The organism is Chloroflexota bacterium (genome assembly GCA_034717495.1).
Lineage (GTDB): Bacteria > Chloroflexota > Anaerolineae > JAAEKA01 > JAAEKA01 > JAYELL01.
In genome coordinates this window covers 120975-143739 of the sequence record JAYELL010000057.1, presented here as the reverse complement: position 1 = coordinate 143739, position 22765 = coordinate 120975, and the positions used below count along the sequence as shown (strand labels likewise).

Genomic DNA, 22765 nt, shown 5'->3' with positions numbered 1-22765 from the left:
TCGACCACTGAACGCTATCGTACCTTATCCCAGGCTCCAGGGAGTCAGCTCATGAAAACAGGCCAAAAGCGATTGCTGCTCCGTTTCGTGATCGAGCTCACCATCTTCTCAGTATTGGTTGTCATCTATCTGCTCGTGGTCCTGCGCTTCTTTGGGGAAGGACTGACCCTTCTCTACAACAACAATCTGCTTTTGTACGCCTTTATTGGCTTGGGTCTGATCGTGGTCCAGGCCGCGGTGTTCGACCTGATTGTATCAGCCATATTGAAACGTCTAGGTCTGGAATAGGGAGAGTCAATGTACTTCCCGATCGCTGATGTATTTATCGATCCCCTCTACCTATTAGCTATTGGATTTCTGGTCGGAGTCCTGGGTGGCTTTTTTGGCGTTGGCGGCGGCTTCATCGCATCGCCGATGATGTTTTTGGCCGGCGTGCCAATGAACTTCGTTGTCGGCACCGATCTGGCCCACATGACCGGGAAATCGATCGTGGCAGCAAAGCGTCACCGCACCCTGGGGCATGTAGATTTTAAGCTGGGCCTGGTCATGGTCCTGGCCACAATCCCTGGCGTTGAGCTGGGCGCCAGGATTGTGGAGGAGTTGCAACGCATCGGCATGGTCGATCAGGTCATCGGTATCACCTATATTGTGATTCTGCTGGTCATCGGCGCCTTTACCGCCTGGGAGAGCCTGCAGGCGATGCGCATGGTGCGAATCCAGCGATTGGACGCCCAGGATGCCGTGGCATTCAGAAATATCACCCAACGCATGCACCGCATTCAATTGTGGCCAATGGTGTCCTTTCCTGCCTCCGGGATCGGTGCGATCTCGCTATGGGTCGTGTTGGGAGTGGGTTTCATCTCAGGTGTTCTGGCTGGCACACTGGGTGTTGGCGGAGGCTTCATTCGCATGCCACTGCTGGTATACGTCGTGGGCATGCCCACCCACGTGGCCATTGGCACCGACCTCTTCGAAATTGTGATTTCGGCAAGCTACGGCACTCTGACCCATGCGGTCAAGGGTAACGTTGACATCATGATCGCTCTGGTGATGGGGACAGGGGGCGCGATCGGGGCACAGATTGGCGCCGTATCCACCAACTATTTTGCCGGCCCCCGCATCCGGCTGTTGTTTTCGATACTGCCCCTGTTTGGCGCCTTGCTGATGGCGGCCCAACTCCTGGGGATCAACATGCCCGGGCTATGAAAAAACGATTTCTGATACATCAGGATCAACGGGAAAATGTATTTCCCCTTGGTTGGCACTACATCAACCAAAAAGGCAGGGATGAAGACAGATGAGAACTCTTGTATGTGTTGCTGACATGCCCTTTGCTGCACCGACAGTTCGCTACGCCGGCGTAATCAGTCGCCTGATGCCCGGCGTAGTCACCGTACTGAACGTATCGGATCAACCGGTTGACGAGACCGAGGCACGGGAAACCCTTTCCCAGGCAATGCGATTGTTACCTGGACTGGAGATAGAAGGTCTGACCCTTCAGGGAAAACCAGAAGAGCAGATTGCCCATCACATCGAGACCAACAATTATGATCTGGTAATTATGGGAGAACGCGAGAGCGGGCTCACCGATCTTTTTCCCAGTTCGGTGGTTCGTTCGGTGGCCAACCGCGTGCCAGCCCCTATCATGGTTGTCAAAAGGGAAAGGCCATCGGTAGAACGAATTCTGCTCTGTCTGGCAGGCCGGGAAAATGAAAATGGCGCGGTTAGCCTGGCCGCACGTCTGGCGATGGGGGCCAACGCCAGAGTTACCCTGCTCCATGTGACCGACCCCCTGCCAAGCCTTTACACCGGTCTGGCAACAATGGAAGAAAAGCTGGCGGAACTTCTGCAAACGGATACACCTGTCGCCCAGCATCTTCGAAAAGCGTCAGCGGCCTTTGTCGATCGCGAGATCCCGACGGTGCTCAAGCTGCGCCACGGCAGCATCTCCCATGAAATCCTGGCGGAGGCTGAGGAGCGAAACTACGATCTTATCGTCATTGGCCGCACGCAGCCGGTCAGCCGGATTCGCAGGCTATGGACCAGGGATGTATCAAAGGAAGTCTTCGATAATGCCCGCTGTCCCGTGCTGTCGGTCGCGCACCGATGACCTTCCACCCGCAGTGTCCGCTGTTACTTCATCGACTCGGTTGCGCCCCAGATAGCCCCCAAGGTCATATAAAAGATAAGGTTCATGATGATCGCCTCCGCGTTGTCAAAGGTGGCAGACGCGAGGAAATAGGTCAGATAGACTGCTGCGCCGGCAGCAAGCGCATCCCGCTTCCCCATCGCCACCTCAGGCCGATCGATCCTGGCAGTCAGCGCGTATCGACCTATCCCGCCCCAGGCAACCAGTGCCATCCAGGCCAGGTAGGCCAGCAACGCAAAGAGGCCACCCGACACCAGGAGAAACAGGAAGGTGTTGTGGGCCGGGGGAAAGACACCAAATTGACCCAAAGGATCCCACCCGTAACTGGCCTTGGCAATAGGACCAAAATTAAAGTAGCCTACGCCGAAAATCGGATCGCTGCGTGCGATTTCAAAGGCGATGTTCGCAGCAGTTGCACGATAACCAAGGGAAGCATCCTCCAGTAGCCGTTCGTTGACAGCGGCGCTGGAGGCCACGGCCTGCCAAAAAACCAGACCACCGATCGCTGCTACCAGAAGCACGGGCAACAAGACTCGACGCGATCTCGGACGCAGCAGAAGCAGAGCCAATACCGTCAATGCCATGCCAAGCCAACTGGCCCGGTTATAGGTCATGTAGACAGCCAAGGCGATGATGCCGGTAGCGAGAGCCAGCAGGATCACAGCCAGGTACCGTCGGCGGGGCGGCAGTTCCCTGGCATACCAGGCCTGGACCAGTGCCACCAGTGCCAACGGCAAGGTGAGCGCAGTCGACACCCCCATGGGCGCAGCGTTGCCCATCAGGCTGACGATCTTGCGAAAACTCCGGCTATAGGCAGCCGATTCTTTGGTATGCAACAAGACCTCACCGGTTATTTGTTCCCGGATAATGAGAAAGGCAAAGGAAACCCCCACGATGGTCAGCGCCACTGTGTACCATCGCAAGTTTCCCAGATCACGCACGATCTGACGGGCCAGGTAGAGCGCCAAAAAGGGCACCAGATAGGCGTCAAGAATGGACTGAATTGCGAAAGTCGTGCCCAACTGCGATTGGAAGGCACCCAGACCCAGGGCAAACAGGAAGACGCCGTAGGCCAGATCTGCCCACGTTAAAGGCCGCAGTTTCAGACGGCCCCGCGCTGCCTGGGCAAGGACCAACAGGAGCAGAAAACCAGCCATGAAGCGGGTCAGAGACAGATCGGGGATGCCGGCACCCAATGAGATATCGAGCGGAATATGCGAGCTGTAGGGTGCCAGCAGCAGCCATAATAGAAGGGCTGCCAACGGGCTGAACAAGCCCACCATTGCCAGTACTGCGGCCCCCATCACAGGTAGCAGCAAATCGGACAGCCGATCCAGAGGACCGCCGAAACCATCCAACGCCGGTGTGACGATAAACAGGCCTAACAGCACGCCAAGAAGCAACGCCAACAGAGCCAATATGATATTCGAATAGGGCGCCAACTTGCCCAGCCGGCTGGATTCATTCAACTGAAACACGGTCCAATTATTGCGTAGATCATTGCATCTGACAAGTTATCACTACGTTCGCGCTTTCTTTGTCAGAATCAAAAGTGAAGTTCTTCAGGTCGGGCGGTTCCTGATCGAAGTTGCTCGCTTGTGTTCGCCCATGGTACAATTCCCTGACTCCGCCGGCAACATGATTTGTAGCTGGCGCAACGACCTGGACTACAATGGAACTGGATAATAAAACGATGAGTCAGGGTGGCAGGGGCGAATCAGTGACACCAGAGCCCTCCCCGACGATGGTTCCGACTAGCAACCATCGTGCCTTGCCAGCTGCACCTTCCTCCATGGAGCGTTTCTATGTGGGCATTGTGCGCAACCTTGGCATGCCTGTAGCCGAACGAGTCCGCCACATGCCGGTTCGACGCCATCTGCTGGATCTTGAACGCAGCCAGTGGTGGTCGCCGCAGCAACTGCGTGCCCTTCAGGAGCAAAAGCTGCAGCGGCTGGTCTCCCATGCTTACGAGGGAGTTCCTCTTTTCCGCAATCTCTGGGATGCCCACGGCGTACAACCTGCTGATATCCGGACACTGGAGGATGTACAGCGCTTGCCTCTGCTCCACAAACAGCAACTGCGCGACGGTTTTCCGGAGGAAACGATAGCAGCGGACACCGACCGCGCAGACCTGGTACTCTACAGCAGCAGTGGATCCACCGGGACCCCATTTCGTTATGTCATGACCAGGGCAGAAAAGGGCCAGCGATGGGCCAATCTCTACCGCTGTTGGGCCTGGGCAGGACTTGAACCAGGCATCCGCTTTGCCAACGTCATGCACGACCACGCCATCGGTGCGTTTCAGGGCGGGTGGTTACAGGGCGTCGAGCAACGCCTGATGAATATGGTACACATCCTCTCCTTCGGCATCCACGACGAACGTCTTGACGACGCCATTGAGACCCTTGTCGAGTTCCAACCCAGAATCATACGGACCTTTCCGGCCACCATCCATCGTCTTGCCGAGGCATTTGAGCAGCGCGGCATCAAAATGCCTCTGCGCTCAATCCTGACCAGCGGCGAGGTCCTCTGGCCTTTCCAGCGGGAAACCGCAGAACGAGTATTTCAGTGTCAGGTCTTCGATACCTATGGTGGTGATGGTATGGACGTCGCCTTTCAATGTGGGCACTGCGACGCCTATCACATCAATGTCGAATCGGTCATCCTGGAAGTAGTGGATGATCAAGGGCACCCACTGGCGCCCGGCGAAGAAGGGCAGATCGTCCTGACCAATCTCAACAACTTGGCCATGCCCTTTGTCCGTTATGCCATCGAGGACGTTGGCGCCCTGCGCGGTGAAAGTTGTCCGTGCGGGCGAGGCCTTCCCTTACTGGACCATGTCACCGGCCGCAGCAGCGATCAGCTTTGGCTGCCGAGTGGACGGGCATTGCTAATCTGGTTCTTTGTAGCACTGTTTCGAAAAACACCAGGAATCGATGCCTTTCAGGTTCGCCAGACTGCGCCCGAGCACATCCTGTTTACGCTGGTACCGGGAGAGGATTTCGGTCACCTGCCAGCAAGCCCTGATCAAACAAGAGGGGACAGCTTGATAGACCTGGGCGAGTATGTGGGTCCGGAAACTGTCGTCGATTATCTTCGCCAGCGAATCGACGATGAACAGATCAAGGGTGAGGCAGCCTTCGACATCCAGTTGGTGGATCGGATTCCATCCGGCCCCGGAGGCAAACGCCGTTTCTTCATCGCCGACAACATTGATTAACGATTAACCCGTGAACAAGAAACCCCTCGATTTCCAGAAAACCAGCGTCTGTATCGTCGGTCCCTTCCCACCCCGGGATGGTGACGTGGCTATCCAGGCCGAACTTCTCAGCCGGTCTCTGGCCCAGGAAGGAGCCACGGTCCGCCAGGTCAATACCGACGTTGGGCTGGTGCGTCGCCTGCCTGTCATCGGCATCCACTTGCTCCCTCTGGTGCAAGTTCCGCTCGTGGTTTTGCGGCTGCTCCTGGCGGTGCCCCGCTGCGATATCGTTCATGCCTACGCGGCCAGCTATTGGGGCTTCTATCTGCCTGTTGTTCTGGCCTGGCTATTGGGCAGGCTGTTCGGGCGACGGGTTGTGATGACCTACACTGGTGGCGCGGGTGCGACATTTCTGGAGCAGAGCAGCCATTGGGTTTTCCCTCTCTGGCGCCGCATGGATGCCGTCGCAGTGACCAGCGAATACCTGCAGGGCATTTGTCGCCGCTACGGGCTCGATGCTACAGTGGTAAGCACCCTTATCCCGCTGGAACACTTCCCATTTACCGCCAGGGAGAGCTGGCCTCCAATGGTGATCTGGACTGGGCCGCTGGAGCCCCATGCCAATCCGACCATGGCGCTACGGACCCTGGCTCTCTTGCAGCAAACTGTTCCGGAAACACGCCTGCTGATGACAGGACAGGGCGCATTGGCCGACGAGGTGAACCGGCTGGCCCACGACACAGGTGTTGCGCATACCGTTGCCTACCTGCCGTGGCTGCCCACCCATCAGCGACACCAACTCATCCAACAAGCCAGCGTGATCTGGGTGACTGCCCTGGAGGACAACCTGCCCCAGAGCCTTTTGGAGGCAGCCGCTTGCGGTACGGTCGTCGTCGGGACCGATGTGGGCGGAATCCCTGAGTTATTACATGATGGGGTCGATGCCCTGCTTGTCAGGCCGAACGATGCCGAACGTATGGCGGCGGGCACTGCACAGGTGTTGCGTCGCCCTGTACTGGCCAAAGGATTGGCAAAAAACGCTCGCCTGTCGGTCGAGCGTTTTACCTGGGAACAGGTTCGTGAGGGAATTGCCCAGCTCTATTTCCGTGTCGCCGGAGATGAAAGACCGGACGCGCCTCAGCAACGCTTCGGTGGTCTACCCTGGTCAATTGACGATGTTGAAGGCCACACCGAATTCCTCTGGTCCGAACCCAACAGCGAGAAAGAGGAGGTTGACTCCGCCGATACCGGGGCGAATGCTTCCCGGCGCGGCTGATCATGAAACAACCACTGCGCATCCTGGTTGTCCTTGGCGAGGGAGGCCATACCCGGCAGATGTTGCGCCTGCTTGATCAGCTCGGTCCTTCCTACGACTATCACTATCTGATAGCCGAGCAGGACAGGCTCTCTGAGGGCAAGATTCGTTTTCCTGGAGAGATTTACCAGGCGGGCAGGCCTCGCACCAAGGTTGAGGGGAAAACAGACTCCTCGACCGTTGCTGCCTGGCAGACAATGCGCAGCACCTCACAGCTGTGGCCAACCATGCGCCAGATTCGCCCCGACGTGGTTCTGGCCAACGGTCCCTCGATCGCGGTGCCACCCATGGTACTCGGAAAGCTCCTGGGCGCCCGCATCGTTTGGCTGGAATCTGCGTCCAGGGTCTTTGAAATGAGTACCAGCGGTCGCATCGTCTACCGTTTTTCCGACCTCTTTTTCGTGCAGTGGCCCCAACTTCAGGATCAGTACCCAAGAGCGATCTATGCGGGCAGGCTTGTCTGACAGCCCGCAAGCGGACCCACCGCCACATCCATGATTTTCGTCACCGTAGGCACCACCGATTTCGACGCACTGGTCAAGGCAGCCGACCAGATCGCAACCGATTCGAATGAAACCACTGTTATCCAGATTGGCCACGGTTTGATCGAGCCACGCCATGCCCGATGGTTTCGATTTGAGCCCTCACTTGAGCCCTATTACGATCAGGCTGATCTTGTCATCACCCATGGTGGTATGGGCACGGTGACTGAGGTATTGCGTCGCGGCTTGCCTGTCATAGGAGTCTCAAATCCAGACCGCTTCGACCGCCACCAGGATCAGATTCTACGCGCCTTCGGAGAGGCCGGGCACCTGATCTGGTGTCGAAATCTGGCAGATCTGCCGGCGGCTGTGTTGCTCGCCCGTCGCACTCAGTTCGTTCCATACCAGCTACCGCCGTCAACCATTCATCAGGTAATCACGGCCTATCTTCATAAGTTGGAGGAAAAGGCATGATGACTTATAATTAGATCAACTTTCTTCTGATATTTCTTTGTATACTCCCGCGATTGGATAGTTTATCCACGGTCCCCAAGACCTGAGAGGAGGTGATCGCGCAGAAGCGACCAATTCATGGTTTGTTGAAACCTCGGGCCAAACAGCCACCTGAGTTGGCTGCCCGCTCTGGTGATTACCTCTCCACCGACGCCTTCCAGGTGGGTAGTACCCGAACAAGTGCGTCTTTCGTCAATCTCAAAACGACGAATTTTCTCCAAACGTACGTGTCGATCGTAACCCGTATCCAATTTTACTCCACAGGAGGAGAAACTCAACATGCAGAAGCGTCTGTATATCTTGTTGGCAGCGTTGATCATCGTCTCTATGCTGCTGGTAGCGTGCGGCAAAACAGATGAACCCCCCACCCCTGCGCCGGTCGAAGAACCGGCTGTCGAGCAACCGGCCGAGGCACCAGCTGACGAACCGTTTGCCGGCGGTGACCTGGGCACCGAAAGCAATCCCTTGACAGTGATCATGGTACCGTCCGGCGACAGCCAGAAAATAGTGGCCGGCGGCGAATCACTGGATAAACTCCTGGCAGAGAAGGGTGTCTACACCGACTCTTCGGTGGCCACCAGCTATGCGGCCGCCATCGAGGCTATGTGTGCCGGCAAGGCAGATGTGGTCTGGTTGGCGCCATTGAGCTATGTAATCGCCAAGGACAAGTGCTCGGATGCCCAGTTGCTGCTGACCTCCATGCGCTTCGGCAGCCAGTTTTACAACGGCCAGATTATCGCCGGTGCCGATACCGGCATCGAGAGTGTTGAGGATCTGGCGGGCAAAAAGTTTGCCTTCACCGACCCGGCCAGCACCTCCGGATATCTCTATCCCACGGCGCTGCTGAAGGAGAACGGCGTAGAACTGGGTGAAAGCTTCTTCGCCGGCTCCCATAACGCAGCCGCTCTGGCCGTTTACCGGGGCCAGGCCGATGCAGCCGCCAGTTACGTCGATGTTCGCAACCAGATTGAGGAAAGCCACCCCGATGTCAAGGAAAAGACCAAAGTCATCGCCCTGACCGATGATATTCCCAACGACACCGTAACTGCCGGGCCCCATGTGCCAGCTGAAGTGGCCCAGGCCTATAAGACAGCCCTGATGGAATTGGTCGACACCGAAGCAGGGGCTGAGGCCGTCTCCGAAATCTACGAGTGGGAAGGCGTGGGCGAGGCCGATGATACCTTCTTTGATCCGGTACGGCAAGCCGCCACAGCTCTGGGTATCGAACTACAGAACTGGAAGGGCGTCAGTACGCCCTACCTCATCGGTCTGGTGACTGACGTGGGCAAGGTCGACGACGGCACCTTTAACCAGTATGCCTACGAGGGCATGACCAGTGCAGCCGAGAAATATGGCGCCGAAACCTCTTTCATCGAAACTGCGCAGCCGACCGACTATGAAAAGAACATCGAGCAGTTCGCCCAGGAAGGCTACGACATGATCATTACCGTAGGCTTCATGATGGGAGAGACCACCGAGAAGATGGCGCAGAAATACCCCGACATCAACTTCGCCATTGTGGACTTCGCCTATGGGGACTATCCTGATAACCTGCAGGGCATGGTTTTCCGTGAAGATCAGGCGGGCTTCCTGGTTGGCGCGCTGGCAGGCATGATGAGCGAGACCGGTACCACCGGTATCGTGGCCGGCATGGAGATCCCACCGGTCAAGAAGTACCGCAACGGTTACGAGCACGGCGTGCAATACGTCTGCGCTGATTGCGACACCCTGGGCGTATACATCGATAGCTTCACCGACCCGGCCCGCGGCAAAACCGCTGCACTGAGCCAGGTTAGCGAGGGCGCCGATGTGATCTTCGGCGCTGGTGGCCCCACCGGTTCCGGCGGCATCCTGGGCGCGGCCCAGGAAGGCGTCTATGTGATCGGCGTGGACCAGGATGAGTACTTCACCACTTTCAAGGGTGGCGCGGCTGAGGGCGCAAACATGCTACTCAGCTCCGCTATGAAGCGCGTCGACAATGCCGTCTTCAATGCGGTCAAGAGCCAGGTACGAGGCAACTTCAAGAGCGGTACCGCCCTTTACGAAGCCGCCAACCAGGGTGTAGGCCTGGCACCCTTCCACGATACTGAGTCCGCCATCTCCGATGAGATCAAGGCCAGGCTGGACGAAGTGCTCCAGATGCTGGCCAGCGGCGAGTTGGAAACTGGAGTTGATCCTGTTTCCGGCGACCTGCTGGAATAGAGACACCGAGTAAAATGAGGGGAGCGTCGAGGGACGCTCCCCTTCTTCTTAACATGTTTCTTTCCCGTCCAATTGCCACACCAGCGAAAATCCACGACTGAGCTTCTTACGAGACGCACATGAGCACATCCTCACTGGCCCTGGAAATGCGGGGCGTCACGAAACGCTTTCCCGGTGTGATAGCCAACGACAATGTGGACTTCCAACTGAAAAAGGGTGATATCCACGCGTTGCTGGGCGAGAACGGTGCTGGCAAAAGTACTCTGATGAATATCCTGTATGGCCTCTACACGCCAGATGAAGGGCAGATATTCCTCAACGGCCAGCAGGTAACCATCGAAAGCCCGGCCGACGCTATCGATTATGGGATCGGCATGGTTCACCAGCACTTCATGCTCATTCCAGTCATGACGGTAGCCGAAAACATCACGCTGGGTGAAGAAGTGACCACCATCGGCGGGATACTGGAACCCAAGGAAGCTGCCGAGCAAATCAGCGAACTGAGCTCCCAGTTTGGCCTGGAGGTCGATCCCTATGCTCTGGTGGCCGACTTGTCAGTGGGCGTTCAGCAAAGAGTAGAGATCATTAAGGCCCTCTACCGGGAAGCGAACATCCTGATCCTGGATGAACCGACAGCGGTATTGACTCCTCAGGAAATCGAGGAACTGTTCAAGGTGATGCGCTCGCTCACCGATCAAGGCAAATCGATCATTTTCATCACCCACAAGTTGAAAGAGGTGTTTGCCGTTGCCGATAGCATTACGGTGCTACGAAATGGCAAGGTCGTGGGCAGCACAACCCCGGCTGAGGCCACCGAAAAATCACTGGCGGCCATGATGGTTGGACGCGAGGTGCTGCTGCGAGTGCCGAAGGAAGAAGCACATCCCGGCAAAGAGATTCTGGAGGTGCGCAATCTCCAGGCACTGGACGACCGGGATCACATGGCCCTCAACGGTCTCAGCTTCGTCGTCCAGGAAGGTGAGGTGTTGGGTATCGCCGGCGTTCAGGGAAACGGTCAAACCGAACTGGTCGAGGTGCTTACCGGCTTGCGGGCCTCCCTGAATGGACAGGTCCTGGTCGCGGGCGCGGATATGACCAACGTCAAACCAAGGGCCGTGATCGAGCAGGGAGTGGCACATATCCCCGAAGACCGCCATGAATTCGGCATGGTCGACTCCTATCCTGTCGCGGACAACCTGGTCCTGTGCAATTATTATTTACCTCCCTATGCCCGGGGCGTAATCATGAACGAAAAGGCCATCGCTGAAACGGCTGAACAACTGGTAGAGGAGTTCGATATCCGAACGCCGAGTATTTACACAGCAGGTGGCAGTCTCTCCGGTGGCAACCAGCAAAAGATGGTAGTGGCGCGGGAGTTATCCCGTCCGATCAAGTTACTGATCGCAGCGCAACCGACGCGAGGTGTAGATGTAGGATCCATTGAGTTCATACACCGGCGAATCATCGAGCAGCGCGACCAGGGTGTGGCTGTGCTGCTGGTGTCAGCGGAGCTGGATGAAATCATGAGCCTCTCTGACCGCATCGCCGTCATGTATCATGGACAGATCATGGATACCATGCCAGCCGAGACAGCGCAGCGCGAGGAACTGGGTCTGCTGATGGCTGGTGTGAAACCTGGAGAATCGGTATGAGCACTGTCGACGTATTGATCTTTCTCCTTGGCATGGCTTTATGGACTGCCTGGATCATAGCCATGGGTGATCTGCCGGGGCGCAAACCGGAGGAATTCACCCACGGCTCCAAACGCGTCTGGCTGTTTGCCCTGCTGATCGTGCCCATTGCCGGCGCTATTGTGTTCATGATACCCGCTATCGAAGAGATTCTTTGGTGGCCTCCCGGCGACCTGATCTTCTCTCTGGTCTGGTTTTTGACCCGCTTCATCTCCTGGTTTGTCCTTGCCATCTTCCTTGGTGTGGAAGGTGATCTTCTCTGGATCATCACCTGGGTCGCCGGTGGCGCCATCGCCGTGGCCTACCTGTTCATCGTCGCCAAAAGAAAACCGACCTTATCGGGTGGCGCGGCCGAAATCGGGATGATTATCCTGGCCGTCAGCACGGCGCTGCTCATTGGCTTTTTCATCATCCTGCTTACTGGTTCTGAACCTGTTGCTGCCTACAAGGGTCTCTATGAGGGCATGATCGGTTCCAAACCTCGTTTTGCCGAGACCCTTGTCGCAATGACCCCCTTTGTGCTCATGGGTCTGGCGGTGGCCGTCGGTTTCATGACAGGCCTGTTCAACATCGGTGCTGAGGGGCAGTTCTACGCTGGTGCCATGGCGGCTGCCGTCGTTGGCGCTGCATTCACCAGCTTGCCGCTGTTGGTACACCTTCCCCTGACGATGTTGGCCGCGGCTGGCGCCGGCACGATCTGGGGAGCCATTCCGGGCTTTCTCAAGGCCAGGTTCGGCGCCCACGAGGTAATCAACACCATCATGATGAATTACATCGCGGTCAAAACGGTTGACTATCTGGTCAAAAAAGTGATCCGCGATCCCGACGCCAGCCTGGACCGAACCCGTTACGTGGCGGAGAGCTCCAAGTTACCGATCTGGGTAACCGATAGCCGCCTGCACCTGGGTTTCTGGATCGCTATTGCGGCTGTGTTCATCATCTGGTGGTTGATGTACAAGACCACCTGGGGCTTTGAAATGCGCACCGTCGGCGCCAATCCAGGCGCCTCCCGTTACTCCGGCATGAATGTGGGGCTCAACATCGTGTTGGCGATGGCCATCGGTGGCCTGCTTTCCGGCATTGCCGGTGGCGGTGAGGTTCTCGGTCTCAACCATTATCTCCCTGCAGCCTTCACCTCAGGCGCTGGCTTCGACTCGATCGCCGTAGCCTTGCTGGCTAAATCCAATCCCTTCGGCATCATTCCGGCCGCCTTTCTATGGGGTGGCCTGCGCAACGGAGCCGGACTCATGCAGGTCCGCGCCGGAATCAGCCGTGACCTGATCGACATCGTTCAGGCGCTGGTGATCCTCTTCGTTGCCGCACCGCAGATCGTGCGTTTCATCTACCGCCTGCGCACCGAGGGTGTGAAGGAAGTAACGCTGACGCGCGGCTGGGGAGCGTAGGACAGTTCCCATGACATCAATGACAAGCACCAATGACCAGACGGCGGTCCCCCGCAAGTTCATGACCCGGGCGCGCTGGTTCGGACTATTCTACATCATCCTGGGTGGCATCCTTCTCTATTTGGCCTTGACGGCGATCGAGCCGGATGTAGTCTCAAAGTTCCGCTTTGGCCGGATAAACCCGGATGTCATGGAACGGTTGCCTGAGGCTGCTCAGGAAGGCCTCAAAAAGGGTGTCCCCGTTAACTCAAGGGACGGGCTTCTGTTGATCGCCGTGCTGTTCATTTTGCTGGGCCTGCCCCCTTTCTTTATGAAGCCGGACCGGTCCAACAAAGCGGTGAACCAGGTGTTGGCGGTTGCCTTCGGACTCATGCTGGTAGCCGCCCTGATTCTGGCAGCCATGGGCAAACGCACCGATGTCGTGGGCATGTTCGCCGATGGGATCCGCCTGGCCACGCCTATTGCCCTGGGAGCCCTGGCGGGACTGCTCTGTGAACGGGCAGGGGTAATCAATATCGGCATCGAGGGTATGATGCTCACCGGCGCCGCCATGGGCTTCACCGCCTCACTCTACTTTCAGAATTCATCCATGGGGTTACTGGTCGCCATGCTCTCGGCGATGGTCATGGCAGCACTGCACGCGGTGCTTTCCATCCAATTTCGGGTCGATCAGATCATCAGTGGCACAGCCATCAACATCCTGGCGGTGGGAATCACCGGCTTTACCAGGCGCAGCTTTTTGCTTAACAACCCATTTGGTGCGCCCAGCGTCTTCCCGGTCATTAAGGTTCCGATTCTGAGCGACATACCGGTACTTGGTCCTATCTTCTTCCAGCACCAGCCATTGGTTTTTGTCATGCTGATCCTGGTAGTGGTGACCCAGTTTTACTTCTTCCGCACCAAGTGGGGCCTGCGCCACCGATCGGTAGGTGAGCACCCGCGCGCGGCCGACACCTTGGGCATCGACGTCTATCGCTGGCGCTATGTAGCGGTCATCGCGGGTGGAGCCATTGCCGGGTTGGGTGGCGCCTGGTTCAGCCTGGAGACGGTAGGCTCGTTTGACGATCTGATGACCAATGGCAAGGGTTTCATTGCCCTGGCAGCCATGATCTTTGGCAACTGGAATCCCATCGGCGCCTTTGCCGGCGCGCTGCTTTTTGGTTTCGCCGACGCCCTGCAAATCAAACTGCAGATCCTCGAGACAGGTGTGCCCTATCAGTTCATCGGCATGCTGCCCTACGTCATGACCATGGTGATCCTGGCGGGCCTGGTGGGCAAGACTACACCACCGGCTGCCGACGGTATCCCCTACGAGAAGCAGTAGGAGTCGATCAAGCCAGAGGGAAATACGGCGACTTCTGGAGGGGAAACGCTCGCCGCGGCAGATAACCGGCCGCGGTTATTTTGGTGTGTGTATGGTGGGGGCTGGGTGACCCAGCCCCTACTTGACACCCTCCGTCCATCGGGCTACACTGGAATCAGAGAACCAACCTGTCCAACGAACAAATCGTTTCCAGCCAGCGTGTAATTGTCAGGCACAGAGGAAAACGTGGTGCCAACCAGCGTAGCGCAGTCTGCGGACAAAGCCAACCCGGCCGACCGCAGCAAGACAACCAGCGGTGTACCCACCGATGACCTGATCAGGCGTCATCAGGCCGGCCAGCCCGCGGCCTTCGGTGCCCTGTTCGAGCGCTACAAGGATTACGTGTACCGGGTGTCCTTCATGACCCTGCGCAATAGCAACGACGCCGAAGAAGCCACCCAGGAGACGTTCATGGACGTGCTGCGTGGCCTTAACCGCTACGATGTCGAAGGAGCAGCCCGATTCGAGACATGGCTTTACCGCGTGACCGTCAACCGCTGCAAGACACGACTGCGACGCAAAAAACTGCCATCGGCCGACTGGGAAGAGATCGAGGAACGGCTGGAACGCCTGCCCGCTGATCACGATGCAATGTCCGGCCAAACCAGTGGCACCATCGACGGAAACCCTGAAGGGCATGCCCTGCGACGGGATGAAAAACAACGGCTCTGGCGCGCGGTCGACCAACTGGGTGAAATTCACCGGGAGGTGATACTGCTGCGCTACGGGCAGCAGTATTCCTACGATGAAATCGCCGATGCGCTGGACATCAATATTGGTACAGTGAAGTCACGCCTTTTCAACGCGCACAAGAAACTCCGGGAGATTGTGACAATGCAGGAGCCCGATCTGGTGCGCAAGCGTTCCGTTACGATGTTATTGCTGCTGCTTCATGTTTGATTGTTGAGCAATGCCTGACCACCAAGACATGCCTCACGTTGAAGGAGATCTGTTAGCTTACCTGGATGGTGAGCTGAGCCCGGCGGAAAAAATTGCCGTCGAGGCGCATCTGGCTGATTGCCTATCCTGCAGCGCGAACCTGGCTGAATTGCAGGCCCTGCAGGCAGGGTTGACCGAGGTGGTACCTGCGGTCTATGAGATCGTTCAGCTCTCCCCGGAAGCTGCCGCGCGCATTCGAGATGCCCTGGCGGCGGAACGAGCGCGTCCATCGGACCAGGGAGCGCTGGCCGGTCTCTGGGACGCCCTGGTAACCCTGTTCCAACCTCTGAGTAAGGCAGCCATTCCCCTGATCGCCCTCTTCTTTGCACTTCTTTCGTTCAACGCAGCCCTTCTGCCCCAGCAGGCCGGCGTACACGAAGCAGTTGTTCTGGGACAAAACACCTTCACCCCCGGTACCGAGGGCGCAGTGCGGGTGGTAGTACAGGAGGGAGCGAGCAATCAGCCTATCGCCAATGCCCAGGTGGCTGTTCAATTTCGTCAGGCGGGCCAGGCCCGCACGGTGTACACCGGCAAAACCGATAGCACCGGCTCCGCACCGGTTCAATTCGCGGTTCCTGACGACTGGACCGGGGATGCGGAGCTGGTCGTGGCCACCGGCAGCGATCTCGGCGAAGCAGAGATCAGCCAACCCGTCCAACTTGCCCGCTCCTACCGGCTGCTCCTGGGCAGTGACAAGCCGGTCTACCAGCCGGGTGAGACCATCCACATGCGATCTCTGGCTCTGGGCAAGGTAGATGGACTGCCGGCGGCCGGAACAGTGACCCGGTTTGAGGTCCTTGACCCTTCAGGCGCACCATTGATGATGCAAGATGTCCCGGCCTCCGAATTTGGCATTACTGCGACAGATATGGCATTGGACGATGCCTCGCCGGAGGGTCAATACCAGCTGCGCGCCGTTCTCCAGGACACCCTTTCCGAACTGAGCGTACTGGTCAGCCGGACTGGTCCGCCAGAATTCCGCGTCGACGTGAAGGCCGATGCCCCATATTACCTGCCAGGCAATCAGGTCAGTGGTCAGGTAAATGCCGCTTATTTCTTCGGCAAACCGGTGTCCGAGGCCAATGTCAGCCTGCGCCTGGTGGGCAGCCAGTTCGCGGAGGATCCGACTCAGGCGGTGGAAGAGCTGTTTATTCAGGAGGCCAGCGGGCAGACCGATTCCTCAGGTACCTTTGCTTTCGCGATTCCACTGCCCGACCTGCCCAAACATGCCTTTGGACCTGATGGCACGCTCGATCTGGCGCTGGAGGCAACCGTCACCGATAGCACGGGCAGAACCGAATTCGGCTGGCAGCGCCTGGTCATGGCAGAGCAACCCATACTCATCGATGTGGTGCCCGAGGGCGGCACCTTGCGTTCAGATGTGGAAAATATCCTCTACGTGCTGACCACCTATCCCGATGGACGACCGGCGGTAACGCTGCTGTCGGTGCAAATCGCGGACGGCTCCGTCATCCAGGAATCGACCAGCGACTTTGGCCTGGCGGAGGTGCGCTATACCCCTCGCGGCCCATCAGCCGACGCGCTCGACCAGCGGACGGTATCAGTCAAGGCAACCGATGCGGTTGGCAATACTGGCAGCACCGCCACCACACTGCCCCTAGATGAGGCACAAGAGACCTTGTTGTTGCGCACCGACCGGGCGATCTTCCGCGTTGGCGACACGCTGAATGTCGAGGTGCTGGCAACTGGCGCCGGGAACGCCATCTACCTGGACCTCATCAAGGATGGACAGACGTTGATGACCCGATCGGCAGTTCCTGAGGATGGCCATGCCACCGTGGCGATCGACCTGACACCGGACCTGGCAGGAACCCTTGAACTCAATGCTTACCAGGTCACCTCGGACGACAACATTCTGCGGGACGCGGCGGTCGTCCTCGTCGATGCGCCTGAGGAGTTACAGGTTTCCCTGGCTACCGGCCGTTCGGAGTACCGGCCCGGAGAATCGGCCAACCTCGACATCCAGACCGATCTGGCGGGCCAGGGGGTGCAGGCAGCCGTGGGACTCTCGGTGGTCAACGAGTCGGCGTTTGCCCAGCGAGAGTATGAGCCTGGGTTTGCCCGCGTCTATTTCCTTCTGGACAAGGCCCTGGAAGCCCAGGGAGTCGATCTATCCGATGCCCCCCTCTCAACCACTGCCGGGGGGCAGGACCTGCAGGAGGCCCAACAGCAATCGGCCAAGGCCAGCTGGGCAACCTATCGCGGCCAGGATTTTACGCTGGCCGCCTCCGCCGTCGACGAGAATGCTCGGGTTGCGGCCAACCAGGGGCGTGAAACGACGTTTGGCCGGCTGAGTTTGGGACTAAGTGTAGCGCTGGTATTAATCCCATTGATGCTGGCAGCAATTGTACTCTTCGGTCTCCGGAGAAGTGGTGTACTGGGGCAGGCCGCGACCCGCATGCTGCTCTCCCTTCTGATCCTGGCTGTCATCGGTGCGGGTCTCTACATCGCCGTTCAAGCGGTGCTGGGCATGGTTAGCGATGACACAGCTTTGATCGTGTTCGCCACATCCGCGGCGCTTTCGCTGCTGGTCCTGGTGGCCCTGATCCTCTACGGCTGGCAGCAGCTTGATCAACGGGCCCAATATATCGGGCTGCTATTGCTGGTCTATCCCCTGCTGCTGGGCCTGTTGGCATTCGCCCTGAGTCAAGGGGCCGACCTATCGACAGCCTGGACCACCCTGCTGGCGATAGGATTCGGCGTTCTGCTGGCTGCAACCCTGCTCTTCGCCTGGGGGCTGCGCCTGGAGGGCCGGCGCACGGTCGGCGCCCTGTTGCTCTTGCTGGTCGTTTTGCTCATCCCCATGGTGCTGGCATTCCAGGCCAGTGATCTTCCCGGCGGCGACCTGGTTCAGCGGACAACCGGGCCATCCCTCAGCATCCTGCAAGGAAACCTGTTGCTCGGCTGTGCCACGGGGACAGAGCAGGCAGCGGCACCGGCCTCTCCCGCCGAAGAGCCCGCGTCGATGGAAAACCTGGAGGCTTCTGACAGTACAGGCGCGGCCGTTGAGACAGCCCAGGAAGCCGTGGAAGAAGTTCTCCCGCTACAATCCGACTCCGGGATGGCGTCCGAACCAGAGGCAACCATGGCAGATGAGAGCGGGGTTGAACCCCTGATGGAGGCGGCCAGGGAAGAAGCGCCCATGCCCGCAGAGCCGGCAATGGCGCCCGTTGCCGAACCACAACCTGTAACCGAAGAAGAAGCTGTCACGCAAAAGGCAGCCGACTCCGTGGCACCTACGCCCGCGCTACGCAACATGTCACAACAAGCTACCAGTACGCCTGCAGCAATGGCGGCACCAGAACCTCCACCGGCCAGCACGCCACTTCCCACAGCAATGCCGGTTCCCGCAGCCGCAGCGCAGGTCACCGGGTTGACACCGCGCGCTCGATCGGTCGCTGCCACAGCAAGCGCCACGCCGACCACAGCAACGTCGACGCCAACACCGCAACCGACAGACACGCCTGCTCCGCCACCTTTACCGGAAGCTGCGGTTGGTGAATTCAGTCTTGGCGATGGTGGAACCCCGTCAGCTGAGACACCGGAACCCATTCCCCCGGATGCGCTACCGATTATCAGACAGCGTTTCCCGCAAACCCTTTACTGGAACCCTGAGATCGTCACCGATCCTGGTGGCCACGCCCGGCTGATGTTTTCCACTGGTGATACCATCACAAATTGGCGCGTGTCGGCACTGGCGGTCGACCGGGCGGGCAACCTGGGCAGCGCCAGTGGGCCGCTGGTTGTATTCCAACCCCTCTTTTTGGAGCCCGATTTCCCCGGGGAAATGAGTGTTGGCGAATCGCTGTTTGCCCCCGTCCGCATCTACAACTATAGCGCCCAGGCCATGACAGTCAGCCTGGCGGCTCAAGCCACCGACGGCATGAACGTTCGCGTGCCGGAGCAAGCGATACACGTGCCTGCCAATGAGGTCGTGACGGCCGCCGTGGGTCTTGAGGCAGGGGCGGCAGGAGAACAGACAGTAATCATCGCTGTGGTACACGAAGGCGTTCAGGACGCCCGACGGACCCTTATCCAGGTAGGCCCTGGCCCCTGACCTGTGTCGCCCACTCCGTCAGCAGATCATTCCTCTTTGCTCTTGATCAACAGTATCCAGCTGCCTCGCTGAACCACCTTGTCAGCCTGGTTCAGTACCTGAACCTTGAAGGTGACGTAACCACCACCCAATCTGGGCACAGGCCTCAATTCGGAAACCGTAGCCTTGACACGGATGGTGTCACCCATCATGACTGCTGCCCGAAACTGCCAAATCAGTTCCTTGAAGAACAAAACGTTGCCACCCAGAAAGCCCAGGCGCTCGGAAAGACCTGAAGCGATCGATAGCACCAGCAAACCATGAGCGATTCGCTCGCCGAATTGGGATTCTCCGGCCACTTCAGCATCGATATGCAGTGGATTCCAGTCGCCGCTAAAGGCGGCGAAGTTGACGATGTCTGTTTCTGTGATGGTACGCCCCTGGCTGACAATAGAACCGTCGATCAGATAATCTTCGAAAAACAGGCCAGTCGGGGCTTTGAGCTCTGACATGAGTGCGCTCCTTGGTCAATCCGTTAAGATCGTATTCATCGGGGGTCAACGTGTTTTCTGTAATTCACTGATGTTTCACAGTTGGGGCGATCCCCCTGCCGACGACAGGCCGCCGACCACTGACAGCGGACCGCCGCCCGAAGACCACCGTTCACCGACCACCACCGGCCGTCTGCCCGGACTATCGCTCAGGGCCACCTGGGAGGCGACGATGACGCCGCCGGGCTGTATCTGCCCGGATACCAACCGACTGCCCAGTGACAGGGCACTTACCAGAAGCAACACCAGAACAACCAGTGTCCCGTAGCGCAGTAGCGCAGGCATATCGCCCGAGCGCTTCTGGCGCCGCAAAAAGATCAGGAACCCCAGGAAAAACCAGGCTGAGAGAGCAATCATGGCCAGCTCATCAACCGTAAGCCAGCGACGACTCACTTCAGCCAGCGTGTCGAGGGGACCCTCAGCTTCCTGCCAGGGCAGGCTGCCAGCCTCAGCGCGCGCCAGATCAAGATTGTGTCTGATGTCAGCGTCGCGGGGGGCCAGTTGCAGAGCACGCTCGTAGTTCAGGATGGCGCGCTCCCTATCTCCCTGCTGGAAGTAGGCGTTACCCAGATTGTAAAAGAGACCGCTGTCCCGGGCGCCTTGTTCCACCAGTTGTTCGTAGAGTTGAGCTGACTCACTGTGATGTCCAGAACGATAGAGCTGGTTAGCGGCCGCCACCATCCTCTCGTCGATTTCCACCGCTGGGGACATGGCGCTGGTCGCCGTGACCAGGCCTGCCACCAGCAGAAGCCCAGCGAGTATGGCAATGATGGTATTACGTTTCATAGTTCCCTCTCCTCGCCTAAAGAGCCTGTTCCAGGAGATCGATCAATTGATCGGCTTCAGCCGGAAGATCACCATTGGCCGTGATGGCGCTATGAGGCGCATAACGGCTGGTCTCGCCCGCCGCCAGGCAGGTCAATACCCGTGCAATCAAGCCCGGATCGACTCCCTGTTCCTGGAGGAGTTCAGCGATCTCATCATGGGTCAGTCCGGTGACCGGCTTGTTCAGTTTTTCGGCGATATATGTCGTCAGGATACGCTCGACCACAATGTCACGGCCAATCTTTTCGGTCCGGCTGTCCTGCAGGGCTTTGTGTGCCCGTGTGGCTGCCTTGCGGCTGCGGTACGCTGCTGCATTGGCGAACATGCTACTTTCCCGCTTCTGCCAGATGAACTGCCCGGCCAGCATGGCCAGCGGAACTATCCACAGCAGCCAATAACCTGGCCGAACGGCCAGAGGAAGATTAGCGCCATCACCGATTTCGCTTGCCACCTTCAGGGGGCGAAGATCGTTATTTATCAACACAGCCTCGCCTGCGCCACCGCTTATGACGGGCGTCTGCCCAAAGTTATCCACACTGCCATCGGGCGTGACATCAACTGCGATCGCGTCGGTGCTGATTGTGCGATATTCTCCGGCATCCAGATCGAAGTAGCTGAAATCGATGGCAGGCAAACTCAAACTACCGGCCGTGGTCGGCACCAGGACGCGTTCGAAAGCACGAACACCAACCAGGTTTTCTTCCTCGAGCCAGGAGTCCACCTGCGATTCACTCTTGAACGCTCGCCAGCCTTCAAACTCGGGCCAGTTCAGCTGGGAAACAGTATCGATATTGCCCTGACCTGCCAGCGTAATACGCAAGGTGATTGCGTCGCCAACCTGAGTCTCCGTGCGATCTACCTCGGACTGGATTCCAAATTTCCCAACAGCCCCCTGGAAACCGGCCGGCGCGCCGGCCGGCAAAGCCTGTACCTCGACCGCTACTGGCTGCGTCTGCAGGGTCTGTCCCCTGTTGGAAAAGCCGCCGGGTACCGTCAGGGTTGCCGGATCGATGGTTGTCTCTCCGATCAGCGTCGGAAACAGAATCGTCTTCAGTTCGGTCATCCGGTAGGCGCGTCCTGCAGCATCCGTCCTGAAGTCCTGCTGTTCGGGCTGGGCACTGCTCCAGAAACCGGTGAAACTGGGGGCATCGAAGCTGGTCTGACCCAGGGGTTCGACAGCCCGGTAAAAACGCACGGTGTAGGTCACCTGCTCACCTTGATAGGGCGCGGGATTATCGATGACAGCCTCGGCGTAGTAATCCTGCCCGACCAGTTCAGCCGGTGCAGGCACGAACTGAAGCGAAGCCGTCGACGGGGCCCTGGAAGGCATCATACCGCCGGCACCAAAGGAGTTCAACAGATCGAAGGGGTCCATGTTAAACAGATCGAAGGGATCCATGCCTCCCCCTGGGAGGGCGGAGCGGGCGGATCCAGGCTGCTGAACCTGTCCCGTTCCCTGGCTCACCTGCACAGAAATCGGATCGGTGCTGACCGGTTGTCCATTCACCACGACCGTAACAGGATCTATCACCAGGGTTCCTGTCCGCTCTGGTCGCAACCGGTAATTGTAAACGGTCTGGAAGGAGGTGGCCCCGTTGACCATGCTGATCTGAGTGCCGCTGCTGCTGCCCGCGAACTGGAAGCCGTCCAGCGCTGGCAGCGAAGGCTGGGCGGCACTGTTTTCCCGGCCACTTATCGCAACTGTCAGGGTCAGCCACTCATCGGTGGTGAGATCGGTGCGATCCACCGTCGCCGTGATGACATCAGGTCCCTGGGCATAGCCTGGTATCGCCACCAGGCCAAGGATAAGAAGGCCAACAACAAGTATCATAGAACGTTTTGTTTTTGACACGTCCGCTTTTCCTTTGTTTCTCTCAAACCCGTTTCACCGGGCAGGTTTCCCGCTGCCCCTGCCCACTCCCAAGCACCTCCTCACGGAGCGCTTGCTGCCTCCCGGCACGCCTGCTAGCGTAGCGTGACGGTGAGCAAAGCGAAGGATGACAGCCTGCAAGGATCTGGTTTCCCGAGTAACTGATGTTGCGCAGTCGGAGCGATGCCTTGGTGACGGCGGACCGC

The 22765-nt window shown here is 58.3% G+C and carries 17 protein-coding genes; 13 read left to right on the top strand and 4 right to left on the bottom strand.

The window, feature by feature from the left end; genetic code table 11:
• Positions 1 to 51: 51 nt before the first annotated feature.
• The 3 genes from U9R25_11580 to U9R25_11570 all read left to right on the top strand — a co-directional run bounded on the left by U9R25_11580 (position 52) and on the right by U9R25_11570 (position 2110).
• Entirely contained in the window at positions 52 to 288 is a 237-nt protein-coding gene (locus U9R25_11580) for a hypothetical protein (GenBank protein ID MEA3336544.1), read from the top strand.
• Between the two features lie 9 nt (positions 289 to 297).
• Positions 298 to 1206 (top strand): sulfite exporter TauE/SafE family protein, encoded by a 909-nt coding sequence (locus U9R25_11575; protein MEA3336543.1) that lies wholly within the window; start codon positions 298 to 300, stop codon positions 1204 to 1206.
• 91 nt (positions 1207 to 1297) lie between these two features.
• Positions 1298 to 2110, top strand: a complete 813-nt coding sequence (locus U9R25_11570; GenBank protein ID MEA3336542.1) for a universal stress protein — start codon at positions 1298 to 1300, stop codon at positions 2108 to 2110.
• Positions 2111 to 2133: 23 nt separating this feature from the next.
• Here the strand turns inward: U9R25_11570 and U9R25_11565 are convergent, their stop codons facing one another.
• Complete coding sequence (locus U9R25_11565) at positions 2134 to 3618, bottom strand: O-antigen ligase family protein (GenBank protein MEA3336541.1); 1485 nt, start codon at positions 3616 to 3618, stop codon at positions 2134 to 2136.
• A 323-nt stretch (positions 3619 to 3941) separates the two neighbouring features.
• Here U9R25_11565 and U9R25_11560 point away from each other — a divergent pair, with 323 nt between their 5' ends.
• The 10 genes from U9R25_11560 (at position 3942) to U9R25_11515 (ending at position 19334) form a co-directional block, all read left to right on the top strand.
• Complete coding sequence (locus U9R25_11560) at positions 3942 to 5369, top strand: hypothetical protein (GenBank protein ID MEA3336540.1); 1428 nt, start codon at positions 3942 to 3944, stop codon at positions 5367 to 5369.
• Positions 5370 to 5379: 10 nt separating this feature from the next.
• On the top strand, positions 5380 to 6624 hold the full coding sequence (locus U9R25_11555) for a glycosyltransferase family 4 protein (protein MEA3336539.1): 1245 nt from the start codon (positions 5380 to 5382) through the stop codon (positions 6622 to 6624).
• Positions 6625 to 6626: 2 nt separating this feature from the next.
• Positions 6627 to 7127, top strand: a complete 501-nt coding sequence (gene pssD / locus U9R25_11550) for a PssD/Cps14F family polysaccharide biosynthesis glycosyltransferase (protein ID MEA3336538.1) — start codon at positions 6627 to 6629, stop codon at positions 7125 to 7127.
• A gap of 30 nt (positions 7128 to 7157) precedes the next feature.
• Positions 7158 to 7619: a PssE/Cps14G family polysaccharide biosynthesis glycosyltransferase gene (gene pssE / locus U9R25_11545; protein ID MEA3336537.1), complete on the top strand. Its 462-nt coding sequence runs from the start codon at positions 7158 to 7160 to the stop codon at positions 7617 to 7619.
• A gap of 318 nt (positions 7620 to 7937) precedes the next feature.
• Positions 7938 to 9860, top strand: a complete 1923-nt coding sequence (gene phnD, locus U9R25_11540; protein MEA3336536.1) for a phosphate/phosphite/phosphonate ABC transporter substrate-binding protein — start codon at positions 7938 to 7940, stop codon at positions 9858 to 9860.
• A 119-nt stretch (positions 9861 to 9979) separates the two neighbouring features.
• Positions 9980 to 11512, top strand: a complete 1533-nt coding sequence (locus tag U9R25_11535) for an ABC transporter ATP-binding protein (GenBank protein ID MEA3336535.1) — start codon at positions 9980 to 9982, stop codon at positions 11510 to 11512.
• Positions 11509 to 12954, top strand: a complete 1446-nt coding sequence (locus tag U9R25_11530; GenBank protein ID MEA3336534.1) for an ABC transporter permease — start codon at positions 11509 to 11511, stop codon at positions 12952 to 12954. Before U9R25_11535 ends, U9R25_11530 begins: the two co-directional genes overlap by 4 nt.
• 10 nt (positions 12955 to 12964) lie before the next feature.
• The gene (locus tag U9R25_11525; protein ID MEA3336533.1) at positions 12965 to 14278 is read left to right on the top strand and encodes an ABC transporter permease; all 1314 of its coding nucleotides are present in this window, start codon (positions 12965 to 12967) and stop codon (positions 14276 to 14278) included.
• Between the two features lie 228 nt (positions 14279 to 14506).
• Positions 14507 to 15217, top strand: a complete 711-nt coding sequence (locus tag U9R25_11520; protein ID MEA3336532.1) for a sigma-70 family RNA polymerase sigma factor — start codon at positions 14507 to 14509, stop codon at positions 15215 to 15217.
• Positions 15218 to 15227: 10 nt separating this feature from the next.
• Positions 15228 to 19334, top strand: a complete 4107-nt coding sequence (locus U9R25_11515; protein MEA3336531.1) for an MG2 domain-containing protein — start codon at positions 15228 to 15230, stop codon at positions 19332 to 19334.
• Between the two features lie 26 nt (positions 19335 to 19360).
• Here U9R25_11515 and U9R25_11510 read toward each other — a convergent pair whose 3' ends face one another.
• The 3 genes from U9R25_11510 to U9R25_11500 form a co-directional block, all read right to left on the bottom strand.
• The gene (locus tag U9R25_11510) at positions 19361 to 19825 is read right to left on the bottom strand and encodes a MaoC/PaaZ C-terminal domain-containing protein (GenBank protein ID MEA3336530.1); all 465 of its coding nucleotides are present in this window, start codon (positions 19823 to 19825) and stop codon (positions 19361 to 19363) included.
• A 75-nt stretch (positions 19826 to 19900) separates the two neighbouring features.
• On the bottom strand, positions 19901 to 20650 hold the full coding sequence (locus U9R25_11505; protein ID MEA3336529.1) for a tetratricopeptide repeat protein: 750 nt from the start codon (positions 20648 to 20650) through the stop codon (positions 19901 to 19903).
• 16 nt (positions 20651 to 20666) lie between these two features.
• On the bottom strand, positions 20667 to 22541 hold the full coding sequence (locus U9R25_11500) for a BatD family protein (protein ID MEA3336528.1): 1875 nt from the start codon (positions 22539 to 22541) through the stop codon (positions 20667 to 20669).
• Positions 22542 to 22765: the final 224 nt, after the last annotated feature.